Origin of the sequence: Parerythrobacter aurantius (assembly GCF_045291475.1) — a bacterium.
GTDB classification, from domain to species: domain Bacteria; phylum Pseudomonadota; class Alphaproteobacteria; order Sphingomonadales; family Sphingomonadaceae; genus Parerythrobacter; species Parerythrobacter aurantius.
Genome location: NZ_CP147985.1, coordinates 664458 through 677114 on the forward strand (window position 1 = coordinate 664458; position 12657 = coordinate 677114).

10 protein-coding genes are annotated in these 12657 nt (G+C 65.8%); 8 read left to right on the top strand and 2 right to left on the bottom strand.

Annotated elements, in window-relative coordinates; translation table 11 throughout:
• A complete protein-coding gene (locus WAB17_RS03355) occupies nucleotides 1-1011 on the bottom strand; it encodes a CorA family divalent cation transporter (RefSeq protein ID WP_435418620.1) in 1011 nt (336 codons plus the stop codon).
• Between the two features lie 116 nt (nucleotides 1012-1127).
• On the opposite strand from WAB17_RS03355, the gene WAB17_RS03360 reads away from it, so the two are divergent.
• The 5 genes from WAB17_RS03360 to WAB17_RS03380 all read left to right on the top strand — a co-directional run bounded on the left by WAB17_RS03360 (nucleotide 1128) and on the right by WAB17_RS03380 (nucleotide 6437).
• Nucleotides 1128-2921, top strand: coding sequence for a DUF885 domain-containing protein (locus WAB17_RS03360; RefSeq protein WP_435418621.1), 1794 nt, complete (start codon nucleotides 1128-1130; stop codon nucleotides 2919-2921).
• A 181-nt stretch (nucleotides 2922-3102) separates the two neighbouring features.
• On the top strand, nucleotides 3103-4239 hold the full coding sequence (gene ispG, locus WAB17_RS03365) for a flavodoxin-dependent (E)-4-hydroxy-3-methylbut-2-enyl-diphosphate synthase (RefSeq protein WP_435419322.1): 1137 nt from the start codon (nucleotides 3103-3105) through the stop codon (nucleotides 4237-4239).
• On the top strand, nucleotides 4236-4760 hold the full coding sequence (locus WAB17_RS03370) for a TlpA family protein disulfide reductase (RefSeq protein ID WP_435418622.1): 525 nt from the start codon (nucleotides 4236-4238) through the stop codon (nucleotides 4758-4760). Before ispG ends, WAB17_RS03370 begins: the two co-directional genes overlap by 4 nt.
• Before the next feature lie 33 nt (nucleotides 4761-4793).
• Nucleotides 4794-5714 carry a histone deacetylase family protein gene (locus tag WAB17_RS03375; RefSeq protein WP_435418623.1) on the top strand — a complete coding sequence of 307 codons (921 nt, stop codon included), beginning with the start codon at nucleotides 4794-4796 and terminating at the stop codon, nucleotides 5712-5714.
• 9 nt (nucleotides 5715-5723) lie between these two features.
• On the top strand, nucleotides 5724-6437 hold the full coding sequence (locus tag WAB17_RS03380) for a murein L,D-transpeptidase catalytic domain-containing protein (RefSeq protein WP_435419323.1): 714 nt from the start codon (nucleotides 5724-5726) through the stop codon (nucleotides 6435-6437).
• 53 nt (nucleotides 6438-6490) lie between these two features.
• Here the strand turns inward: WAB17_RS03380 and WAB17_RS03385 are convergent, their stop codons facing one another.
• A complete protein-coding gene (locus WAB17_RS03385; RefSeq protein WP_435418624.1) occupies nucleotides 6491-7891 on the bottom strand; it encodes a L,D-transpeptidase family protein in 1401 nt (466 codons plus the stop codon).
• A 169-nt stretch (nucleotides 7892-8060) separates the two neighbouring features.
• On the opposite strand from WAB17_RS03385, the gene WAB17_RS03390 reads away from it, so the two are divergent.
• The 3 genes from WAB17_RS03390 to WAB17_RS03400 all read left to right on the top strand — a co-directional run bounded on the left by WAB17_RS03390 (nucleotide 8061) and on the right by WAB17_RS03400 (nucleotide 12638).
• On the top strand, nucleotides 8061-8942 hold the full coding sequence (locus tag WAB17_RS03390) for a DMT family transporter (RefSeq protein WP_435418625.1): 882 nt from the start codon (nucleotides 8061-8063) through the stop codon (nucleotides 8940-8942).
• Between the two features lie 343 nt (nucleotides 8943-9285).
• Entirely contained in the window at nucleotides 9286-11961 is a 2676-nt protein-coding gene (acnA, locus tag WAB17_RS03395) for an aconitate hydratase AcnA (RefSeq protein WP_435418626.1), read from the top strand.
• A gap of 62 nt (nucleotides 11962-12023) precedes the next feature.
• Nucleotides 12024-12638, top strand: a complete 615-nt coding sequence (locus WAB17_RS03400; RefSeq protein ID WP_435418627.1) for a 2OG-Fe(II) oxygenase — start codon at nucleotides 12024-12026, stop codon at nucleotides 12636-12638.
• The last annotated feature ends 19 nt before the right edge of the window (nucleotides 12639-12657 follow it).

Consider the following 12657-nt stretch of genomic DNA (forward strand, 5'->3'; position numbering starts at 1 on the left):
TCAGAGCCAGCGCCATTTGCGGAGCAGCCATAGCTGCGTCATCAGGATCGCAAGGCACAGGCCGCTGAGGATCCAGAAGGCTTGCGGATGGTCGCTGCCCGGTATCCCGCCGATATTGCTGCCGAGCAGCCCGGTGAGGAAAGTCAGCGGCATGAAGATCGTGGCGACGATCGTCAGCACGAAGGTCGTCCGCTGCGATCCAGCGACCGCTCGGGCGCGCAGGTCGTCGAGCATGACGACGGCGCTTTCCTTGCTCGCGTCGATATCGTCGAGATCGCGCCGCAGGCGGTGGATGGCCTCGGCCATGGTTCGCCGGTCGTGGCTCTCGAACCAGTCCGGCGCATCGCGGCTGATCCCTTCCAGCGCGACATGCATCGGACCCATGTGCCGCTTCAGCGAGAGGCAGGCATGGCGGATGGTGGCGATCTGCTCGATCAGCGCATCGGTGTTGGCGGCGCTGCGGTCTTCCTCGTCGCAGGCATCGATCTGTTCGTTCAGGTCGACGATCACCTGGTCGACCCGGGTTATCAGGTGTTCGACCAGCGTGGTAACCAGCGAGCCCGCATCGACCGGCCCCCTGCCCGCATCCACCTCGGCCATGATTTCGCGCGGCGACTGGAGCGGCAGGCGGCGCAGCGTGAAAACCCGCTGCCCGTCGCTCCACAGCTGCATCGATACCATGTCTTCCGGCTCGGCCCCGGGATTGAAATTGATCCCACGCAGGGTTGCGACAAGTGTGTTCCCTTCATGGAACGCCCGCGGGCGGGTCGCATCGCTGGTCAGCATGTCGGCGGTCGGTTCCGGCACCCCGATCGCGTCGATCAGCCAGTTGCGCACCGCAGGATCGCCGCGGCAGAGATGCGCCCACAGCACTTCGCCGGGCGCCGAAGGCTGCCAGTCCGCTATCGCTTCCCAGGCGATCGGGCGTCCGCCGCCCTTGCCGTCGAGGATCCGGGCGAACAGCAGCGGCAGGCATTCGTCGCCGTCAGAGGCTGGCTTGGTGGTCGTCATGCCTGCCTTCAACGCGCAAACCCGGCGGCTGGCAAGGGGTCTCGCGCCATCGGTGCTTGCCTCGCCTGCGCGCTTGGCGCAATCAGCCCGCAGACCAATCACGAGGGAGAGATTTCATGCGCCACCACGTTTCCGCCCTTGCCATTGCCGGGGCCCTGGCCTGCGCCGCGATTCCCGCTCTCCCCGCCGCAGCGCAGGACGCCCCGGTCGTCGCCGCTGCCGAAACGCCCGGCTGGGTCGAGACGTCGAACGCCTACACGCAGAAACTGATCGCCTTCGATGCCGGCTTTTCGCCAGAAGGCGCATCATCGACCGGGTACGAACAGTATGACGGCCTCGCCTTCGATCTCGCGGCGGATCGCGACGAACGCTATCTCGCAGGCGCCAAGGCGCTGAAAGCCGAATTTGCCGCCGCGATCGCGACCGAGAGCGATCCCTATGTGAAGCAGGATCTCGAAATCCTGATCGGTTCGCTCGACCAGAGCATTGCCGGCATCGAGCTGGGCCGGAAGCTGATGCTCGACTGGACCGACGTGCCCGAGGCGGTCTATTTCGGCGTCTCCAACCTGCTCGACGAGCGGATTTCGCCCGCACGGCAGAAAAAGGCCGTCGAATTGCTGGAGCGCTATACCGGCACCTATAGGGGCACCACGCCGCTGGTCGACCAGGCCAAGGCGCGTTTCGTTGCGAGCCGGGGTGACGGCAAGACCGGCCCCTACGACGTCGAGGTGCGCGAGGCGGTGGCCAAGTACCCGACCTATGCCGCGGGCATCCGCGAGCTGTTCACCCGCTTCAAGGTCAAGGGCGCGGACAAGGCACTGAAGGCGATGGACCGGCAGTTCGCCGACTATGGCAAGTGGACGACCGAAACGGTCCTGCCCGCCGCGCGCACGACCGCACCCATGCCGCAGGAACTCTATGCCCTGAACCTGCTGCGCGTCGGCATCGATATCGATCCGCAGACTGCCATGTCGCAGGCCCGGCGCGGCTATTACGAGCTGCGCGCGCAGATGGATGCGCTCGCCCCGCAGGTCGCCGCCAAGTTCGGCTTTGCGGCGACCGACTACACCAGCGTGCTGGCCGAGCTGAAGAAGCAGACCATCCCCAACGACCAGATCGAGGCGTTCTATCGCGACATCAATTCGCAGATCGAGAAGAAGATGGTCGCCGCGGGCATCTCCAGCCTGCCGGAAACCGAGCTCCAGATGCGGCTCGCCACACCGGCGGAAAGCGCGGCCCAGCCCGCACCGCACATGTCCCCGCCGCGCCTCATCGGCAATACCGGCGAACAGGGGCAGTTCATCCTCACCGCCGGCAATCCCTCGGCCAGCGCCGAAGACGCCTATGACGATTTCAACCACCCTGCCGCGGCCTGGACGCTGAGCGCGCACGAGGCCCGGCCCGGCCACGAGATGCAGTTCGCGGCGCTGGTGAATCAGGGCGTCAGCCTCGCCCGGTTGCTCTATGCCTTCAACAGCACCAATGTCGAAGGCTGGGCGCTTTACGCCGAGGCCGAGATGATGCCGCTGGAGCCGATCGAGGGCCAGCTGATCGCGCTCCAGTTCCGCCAGCTGCGCGCCGCCCGCGCCATGCTCGACCCGATGCTCAATCTCGGCCTCATCACCCGCGAGGAAGCGGGCAAGGTGCTGCGCGACGAAGTCGGCTTCTCGCCCGGCATGGTGAAGCAGGAGCTGGACCGTTACCAGTTCCGCGCGCCGGGGCAGGCAGGCAGTTACTACTACGGCTATCGCAAGCTGATCGACCTGCGGGTCGAGACGGAACTGGCGCTGGGCGACAGGTTCGACCGCCTCGCCTTTAACGATTTCCTGCTGAGCCAGGGTATCATCCCGCTCGACCTCATCGCCAAAGCCGTGCGCGAGGAATTCGTACCGGCGCAGCTGGCGAAGTAGGCGCATTTCCTACTGCGCCGACCGGTGCTAGGAGGGGGCGGATGAACCACCCCCTCCCCATACTGCAACACGCTCGCCATATCGGGGGCGTAACGGCCCGGCCCGGGCCCGGCTTTTTCCCCCTTGGACAGTGTAACATGTGGTCCATGTCCTACATCGATTCAGGAATTCGCGCGTGAGTATGAATGCCATCCGTCCCTGGCGCACGGTCATGCGCCGCACCAGCCGCCAGATCATGGTCGGCAATGTACCCGTCGGCGGCGATGCGCCGATCACGGTGCAGACCATGACCAACACCCCCACCGAAGACGCGGTGGCGACGATCGACCAGATCCGTCGCTGCGAGGAGGCGGGGGCCGACATCATCCGCGTTTCCTGCCCCACTGAAGAGGCGACCGCCAGCTTCCGCAAGATCGCCAAGGCGTCGCGGGTGCCCTTGGTCGCGGACATCCACTTCCACTACAAGCGCGCGCTCGAGGCGGCGGATGCGGGCGCGGCCTGCCTGCGGATCAATCCTGGCAATATCGGCTCGTCCGAGCGCGTGGCGGAGGTCGTCCGCGCGGCCAAGGCCAATGGCTGTGCGATCCGCATCGGGGTCAATGCCGGCAGCCTCGAGAAGGACCTGCTGGAGAAATACGGCGAGCCCTGCCCCGAGGCGCTGATCGAAAGCGCGCTCGACCACATCAAGCTGCTGCAGGACCACGATTTCCACGAATACAAGGTGGCAGTGAAGGCCAGCGACGTGTTCCTCGCGGTCGCCGCCTACCAGGGCCTTGCCGAAGCGGTCGATTGCCCGCTGCACCTGGGCATCACCGAGGCCGGCGGGCTGATCGGCGGGACGGTCAAGTCGAGCATCGGGATCGGCAGCCTGCTGTGGGCGGGCATCGGCGACACCATCCGCGTCTCGCTCAGCGCCGAGCCGGAGCAGGAGGTCAAAGTCGGCTTCGAGATCCTGAAGGCCCTCGGCCTGCGTACCCGCGGCGTGCGGATCGTTTCCTGCCCCAGCTGCTCGCGCCAGGGCTTCGACGTCATCCGCACGGTCGAGGCGCTGGAAAAGCGGCTCGAACACATCAAGACCCCGATGAGCCTCTCGGTGCTCGGCTGCGTCGTCAACGGCCCGGGCGAAGCGCGCGAGACCGACATCGGCCTGACCGGCGGCGGCAAGGGCAAGCACATGGTCTATCTGAGCGGCGTGACCGACCACCATGTCGAGGACGAGGCCATGCTCGACCACCTCGTCGCGCTGGTCGAGAAGAAGGCCGCCGAGATCGAGGAAGAGATGAGCGACGCCGGCGAAGCGACCGAGGCTGCCGAGTGAAGCTGCCCCTGTTGCTGGCCGGCCTCGCGCTGGCGCTGAGCCCGGCGACGATTGCTGCGAAGGCGACGAACGAGGCCGGAGCGGAAGAGGCCGCACATCCAGAAGCGCGTCCCTACGATCCGGCGCTGGACGCCAAGGCCGCGGTCGATGCCGCGCTCGCCAGTGCGGCCGAACGCGGGACCCTGGCGCTGGTCGTGCTCGGCGCGAACTGGTGCCACGATAGCCGCGCGCTCGCCGGTTGGCTGGCGACCGATCGCTTCCGCCAGCTGACCGACGAAAAGTTCGAAGTCGTCTATGTCAACGTCGGCATGCCGCAGACGGGTGATGGCTATAACCTCGACATCGCTGCGCGCTTCGGCCTCGACAAGATGAAAGGCACCCCTGCGCTGTTCGTGGTCGATTCTGGTGGCGAGGTGCGGAATGCAGAGACCGCCGCAAGCTGGCGCAATGCCGCGAGCCGGAGCGAGGATGAGATATTCGACGAACTCGCCAGCCTTGCCGCAGGTAGCAGGGAAGACTGACCACTGCTCCACGTCGTCCACCACGCCGACTACATGGCTCCGCGCCCAGAGCGCGGGACCTTTCGGTTCGACAAGTACTTCCTTGTCATGGAGGCGCTGAGGGCGAGCGGGGAGCCTATCACCGAACACGCACCGGAACCGATGCCGCGCGCGTGGTTGGAAGCGGTGCATTGCCGGCTCTACGTCGAGGAGGTCTTCAGCCTCGCCGTCCCGCGCGAGAAGGAGCGGCGAATCGGCTTTCCCGTGACCGCCGCCATTCGCGACCGGGTGCGGCACACCAACGGCGGGACCTGGCTGGCGGCGCGGCTGGCGCTGGAGCATGGCTATGCCGCGAACAGCGCGGCGGGGAGCCACCATGCGCTGCATGATACCGGGGCGGGCTACTGCGTCTTCAACGACCTCGCCGTGGCGGCCAACAGGCTCATTGCGCAAGGCGATGCGGGCCGCATCCTCATCGTCGATCTCGACGTCCACCAGGGCGACGGCACCGCCAGCCTGACCGCCGGGCGGCAGGATATCGTCACCTTCTCCATGCATGCTGACAAGAACTTCCCCGTTCGCAAGGCGCGCTCCGACCTCGACATCGCCTTGCCCGACGGTATCGGCGATAGCGCCTATCTCGATGCGCTGGCCGCACACCTGCCCGCACTGCTCGACCGGGTTTGTCCCGACATCGTGCTCTACCAGGCCGGGGTCGATCCGCACGGCGCGGACAAGCTCGGGCGGCTGGCGCTGACCGATGCAGGGCTCGAGGCGCGCGACCGTTACGTGGTCGCGGAATCGCGGCGGCGCGGCATACCGGTCGCCAGCGCATTGGGCGGCGGCTACGGGGACGACCAGCACGCCGTCGCACAGCGCCATGCCCGCTCGATGCTGGCGATGGCCGCAGAAAACGCACGTTTCGGCGCTGGCGATCTTGCCTTGGCAACGATTGGTTCAACCAAGGCGCGGTAAATGGGCAAGATGCATCGTCGCGACCTCCTCAAAGGCACATTGGCGCTCGGCGCGCTGTCGGCGTTGCCGGCCCGGCTGCATGCGCAGGCTGCGGCGGGCTCGCTGCGCGATCGAAAGCTCTTCGCCCTTGCCAAGGAACAGCTCGACAAGGCGGGCAATGTCATCTGGAAGAGGGATGTCGTCGGGATTGCGGATTTCGGCCTGCGATCGAGCGAACCGCGGTTCCATTTCGTCAATCTCGACCTGCAGCGGGTGGACAGCTACCTCGTCAGCCACGGGACGGGATCGGACCCGGAACACGACGGCTGGTTGAAAAGCTATTCCAATGTCGAAGGTTCGAACGCCACGTCGAAGGGCGCCTATGTGACCTGGGAATGGTACACGGGCCGGTACGGGACGTCGGTCCGCCTCGGCGGGCTGGACGAAAGCAACAGCAACGCGCTGCAACGCTATATCGTCATGCACCGTGCTGCCTATGCAGAGCCTGACCACCTGGCGCGGTGGGGGCGTCTTGGCCGGTCCAACGGCTGCTTCGCCATGGGGACGGACGATTTCCGCACGGCGCTGCTGACGCTGTCCGGCGGCCGGCTGCTATACGCCGACACGCTCGGCTGGGCTGCCGACGGCAGCCTGGTGACCCGCCCCGAGCCGTCGGACAACCTTGCCTTGCTGGTACCCGAGGATGCGACCGGCGAGGATCTGCTTAATCCCGGCGTCTACTGACCGGGCAGCGGGGCCGTGCCCGCCATCCGGTCAGCCCAGCCCTCCCGATCGCATCAGGGGGCGATGTCGCGCAGGTCGTCCTCGATCACGATGATCTGTTCGTCGGTCACGCGCGGCCGGTTGGCGACGCGCGGGGCGTTGAACGATGCCAGCACAGCCTCGTCGCGCCCATAGATGTCCTTGAAGCTGGACAGCTTGCCGCCGATGTCGGTCGCCATGGTGAAATAGGTGATGTAGACCGGCATCTTCTTCTTGAAGTCGACCTTGGTGTACTTGCCGCTGTTGAGCAGAGCCAGCCCCTCGTCGGCGGTCAGCCCGGCCTGGAGGATGGCCAGCGTCAAGGCCAGCTTGACCGCGTTTTCCGTGCGGATGCAGCCGTGGCTGAGCGCCCGGTCCGCAGCACCGAACAGGTGACGGCTGGGGGTGTCGTGCACGAAGATCGCATGACGATTGGGCATGTCGAGCTTCATCTTGCCGAGCGAGTTGCCCGGCCCCGGCTGCTGCACCACCGTCACGAACCCGTTGGCGCCACGCGATGCGGTATAGCCTGCTTTCTTGGCCCAGGCCGGGTTGCCAAGCACCTTGGCACCCAGCCCTTCGCCCTTGACGATGCTCTGCGGCACCGTCCACGTCGGATTGAGCACGACGCCTTCGATCACTTCGGCCAACTGCGGCGTCGCTGTGTTGCCCGGCTTGCCGACCACGGTCCGGAAGGTTTCCATGATCTTGTCGTTGACCGTAAGCCGCAACTGGAATTCCGGCACGTTGGTAATGAGGTACTGGCCGCCGAGGTCACGCGGAAGCCAGCGCCACCGGTCCATATTGGCCTGGATCTGGCGATATTCGGGCGAACCCGGCGCAGCTGCGGCCAGCGCTTTCCTGAGCACTGCATAGTCGGGGTGAAGCGGGGCCACGCCCTTCAGCGCTTCTGCCGGACCACGGCCCTGAAGCGCATCCTTCATCACCTGGGCCGACGGCATGCGGTCGGCATCCGGATCCATCACGAACCACTGCTTGCGGTTCGCCATCGGCGTCCGGCCGTCGCGCATGTCCTCGACCAGCCACAGGAAACGCTGGCTCGCCCCTTCGTTGAGGGCGGCCCCGGGACCTGCGGCGATCAGCGCCTGCAGCCCCTTGGGATCGTAGTCGGCCGAGCGCAACCCTTCTGCGGCAATACCTTCGATCAGGGTGACCAGCGCAGTCGCCTGTTCGAGCGACCAGCTCTGCACAAGCGGTTCCGCAGGGGCCTGGGCGGCGCCCAGTTCGTCCTTGAAAGCTTCCGCAACGGTGCTCTGGCTGGGTGGATCATACCCTGCATCGAGTGGCTGCTTGGTAGTCGCGATAGCCGGGGCCGTCTGCGCCGGAAGCAGGTTTTCCGGGCCGTCCTGTGCCTGCGCCCCCACCGGCAACAGGACGCTCGCACCAAGCAACAGAACCGATTTACGCAACGACATTTCGCTTTCCCTGATCAAGACCACCTGGCGCGGCTGCACGCATCCGCCGCGTCGACGGAGACGGTTTTTGCCGCATTCGGCTGGCCGCTTCAAGCATCTCCGCTTTCCCCAAGCTGAATTGCATCGCGAGCGTGACGCGAAAACCCGCCCCGCTTATGGCAGTGCCGCGATGCACCGACACCACCCCCTGTTGCCCCTGTTGCTGACCTTTGCCGGGGTCGGGCTGCTGTCGCTTATGGACGCCCTGATGAAAGGCGCCGCGCTTGCCATAGGAGCCTACAGCGCCGCCTGGCTGCGATCTGCCGGGGGGCTCGCCATCATCGCGCCGGTCTGGCTCGGCACCGGCGGGCGCTGGCCGACCGGCCGGACCCTGCGCCTGCACCTGCTGCGCGGCACCGTATCGGCCTTCATGGCGCTGACGTTCTTCTTCGCCCTGACCAAGCTTCCTGTCGCGGAAGCGATCGCGCTTTCCTTCATCGCGCCGCTGATCGCCCTTTACCTCGCCGCGGTCCTTCTCGGGGAAGAGATACGGCGCAAGGCGATCCTGGCGTCGATATTGGGTTTCGTCGGAACGCTGGTAATCGTGGCGGGCAAGGTCGGCACCGGGCACGTCACCGACGATCTTTGGCTCGGCCTTTCATCGCTGCTCGTCTCGACGTTGCTCTATGCCTGGAACTTCATCCTCATCCGTCAGCAATCGCAGCTTGCCGGACCGACCGAAGTTGCCACGTTCCACAGCGGCGTGTCTGCCGTCCTGCTGGGGTTGGCGGCGCCCTGGCTGCTGGTCCTGCCGGATAGCGAGGCCGCGGTGCGTATCGGTCTGTCCGCCCTGCTGACAGTGGCGGCGGCGATGGCGCTGGCGTGGGCCTATGCGCGGGCGGAGGCGCAGGCGCTGGTGCCTATCGAATACTCGGGATTCCTGTGGGCGGCGCTGTTCGGATGGGTGTTTTTCCGTGAGCAATTGACTGTCCCGACGCTGGCCGGAACGGCGCTGATCGTCGTCGGATGCTGGATTGCCACTCGCGCCCCGACGGAACAGAGCACGATCTAGCGCGGGGCATCAATCCTTTCGCAAACGCAAGGGCCGCCCCCCGCCCGCGGGCAGGGAGCGGCCACCGGTATGCCCCCGAGCCACCGAACGATGCGGTCCTGCGTGGCCTGCGACCCGAAGTGCCCCGGGCTTGCCCCCTGCTTGTGCACCCTGTCCGGGCGTCTACAGCGCGGACCGCGTTTCGCCCATTTTACATCGCCGCGCCAGTAAACTGTTGTAACACCCCCGGCATGCGCGGTGAAACTTGACCTGAGACGCGCAAAAGAGCAGGGCGCAGGCGAAATCCACGGGCTGAGCGCGCCCCCGCGCCGCCCCTCCATGAACCTCTCGGAAAGGACCCCGGATGACCCAGGTCGGCAAGGACACGCTCGGAACCCGCAGCACGCTCAGCGTCAATGGCAAGGACTACGCCTATTACTCCTTCGCCAAGGCCGAGGCGGCCATCGGCGACGTGTCGAAGCTGCCCTTCAGCATGAAGGTCTTGCTGGAGAACCTGCTCCGCTTCGAAGACGGCGGCTTCACCGTTTCCACCGCCGACATCCAGGCGATTGCCGACTGGCAGAAGAACCCCGTAACCGGAAGCGAAATCCAGTACCGCCCGGCCCGCGTGCTGCTGCAGGACTTCACCGGCGTACCCTGCGTGGTCGACCTTGCCGCCATGCGCGATGCGATCGCCAAGCTCGGCGGCGACACCAGCAAAATCAACCCGCAGGTGCCGGTCAACCTCGTCATCGATCATTCGGTGATGGTCGACGAGTTCGGCCATCCCAAGGCGTTCGAGAAGAACATGGAGCTCGAATACGCCCGCAATGCCGAGCGCTACGACTTCCTCAAGTGGGGCTCGAAGAGCTTCCAGAACTTCTCCGCCGTGCCCCCGGGCACCGGCATCTGCCACCAGGTCAACCTAGAGCACATCGGCAAGGGCGTGTGGTCGAGCACCGACCAGCACGGCGCCATCGTGGCCTACCCCGACACCTGCGTCGGCACCGACAGCCACACCACCATGATCAACGGCCTCGGCGTACTCGGCTGGGGCGTCGGCGGGATCGAGGCGGAAGCCGCCATGCTCGGCCAGCCGGTATCCATGCTGATCCCCGAAGTCGTCGGCTTCAAGCTCACCGGCAAGATGGCCGAAGGGGTGACCGCGACCGACCTGGTGCTGACCTGCGTGCAGATGCTGCGCGAAGTCGGCGTCGTCGGCCGCTTCGTAGAGTTCTATGGCCCGGGCGTCTCCAACCTCAGCCTCGCCGACCGCGCCACGATTGCCAACATGGCCCCCGAATACGGCGCGACCTGCGGCTTCTTCGGCGTCGACGACAAGACGCTCGACTACCTGCGCCTGACCGGCCGCGACGAGGATGCCATCGCCCTTGTCGAAGCCTATTCGAAGGAACAGGGCATGTGGTTCAAGCCGGAAAACGAGCCGGTCTTCACCAAGACCCTCTGGCTAGACGTCGGCGCGGTCGTCCCCTCGCTCGCCGGGCCGAAGCGCCCGCAGGACAAGGTCATCCTCCCCGAAGTCGACGAGCTGTTCAACCGCGAGCTCGGCACCGTCTACGGCAAGTCGGGTGCCGCGCGAGTCAGCGTAGGCGGTGCGGACCATGACATCGGCGACGGCGACGTCGTGATTGCCGCCATTACCAGCTGCACAAACACCTCCAACCCCGACGTGCTGATCGCCGCCGGCCTCGTCGCCAAGAAGGCGGTCGAAAAGGGCCTCAAGCCCAAGCCGTGGGTCAAGACTTCGCTGGCCCCGGGGTCGCAGGTCGTCACCGACTACCTCGTGAAGTCGGGCCTGCAGGCCTATCTCGATCAGGTCGGCTTCGATCTCGTCGGCTATGGCTGCACCACCTGTATCGGCAACTCCGGCCCGCTGGCCGAGCCGATCAGCAAGGCGATCAACGGCAATGACATCGTCGCTGCCAGCGTCCTGTCGGGCAACCGCAACTTCGAAGGCCGTGTTTCGCCCGACGTGCGCGCCAACTTCCTCGCCTCGCCGCCGCTGGTGGTGGCCTATGCGCTGAAGGGCACCGTCACCGAGGACATCACCACCACCCCGATCGGGCAGGACCAGGACGGCAACGACGTGATGCTGGCCGACCTGTGGCCGTCGAACCAGGAGGTCTACGACCACCGCACCGCTAATATCGACCGGCAGATGTTCGAAACCCGCTACGCCGACGTCTACAAGGGCGACGAGCACTGGCAGGCGATCAAGGTCGAGGCGAGCGACACCTATCGCTGGAACCCGACCAGCACGTATGTCGCCAGCCCGCCTTATTTCGAAGGCATGACAATGACTCCTGCCCCGCTGCAGGACATCGTCGATGCCAAGCCGCTGGCGATCCTCGGCGATTCGGTCACCACCGACCACATCTCGCCCGCAGGCTCGATCAAGGCTGACAGCCCGGCCGGCACCTGGCTGCAGGAACGCCAGGTCGCCAAGGCCGACTTCAACTCCTACGGCAGCCGCCGTGGCCACCACGAAGTGATGATGCGCGGCACCTTCGCCAACATCCGCATCAGGAACGAGATGGTCCCGGGCGTCGAAGGCGGTGTGACCAGCTACAATGGCGAGCAGATGGCGATCTATGACGCCGCCATGAAGCACAAGGCCGACGGCACCCCGCTGGTCGTGATCGGCGGGAAGGAATACGGCACCGGATCGAGCCGCGACTGGGCGGCGAAGGGCACCATCCTGCTCGGCGTGCGCGCGGTGATCGTCGAAAGCTTCGAGCGCATCCACCGCTCGAACCTCGTCGGCATGGGCGTACTGCCGGTGCAGTTCAAGGACGGCGATACCCGCCAGTCCCTGGGCCTCACAGCCACCGACAGCTTCACGATCCACGGCATTGCGGACATGGTTCCGGGGCAGGATATCGAAGTCGCGGTCACCCGTGAGGACGGCACCGGCTTTACCTTCACCGCCACGTCGCGCATCGATACCGCCAACGAGTTGGAATACTACCGCAACGGCGGCATCCTCCACTACGTGCTGCGCAACCTCGCCGCGAGCTGAGCGCAGCAAAGTGACGCTGCCGATCTAGGGGTATCTTCAGTCATGCGTGCCGTCCGGCGCGCATGACTGCTGCCGCGACCGAGCCTCGGGACTGGGCGCCGGATCCTTTCTGCAATTTGGCGAAGCTGGCCATTTTCGGCCGACATGTCGGTGCGCGGCTCGACGCCAATCCGGCCGTCGAGCCGATCGACACGCCTCTGGCCGACATGTTCGTGGTGGCCCGTTTCCTGACGCGCCGCGACTGCAAGTCGGTGACCGAAGTGATCAACGCCAACGCTTCGCCCTCGACCCTCCAGCGCGGCACCGAACGAGAAGGGTTCGGCACCAGCTACACCCATCACTTCGCCGCAGAGGATGCGCTGACCCGCAGCATCGAATTGTATATCTCGGACCTCTTGGGCATCGACGACCTGCACTCCGAATTGATGCAGGGCCAGCGCTATCGCCCCGGCGAACAGTACAAACACCATCACGACTTCTTCTATCACGGCGAGGGATACTGGCAACTCGATCGCCCGCGCGGCGGCCAGCGGACATGGACTGCCATGATCTGCGTCCATGAACCCAAGGAAGGCGGGGAAACCGATTTCCCGCACCTGGTACTGCGATTCACCCTGCAGACCGGGGCCATGTATGTGTGTGGAACAACATGGCGCGCGACGGGCGTCCCGACATGAAGACATTGCACGCCGGGAT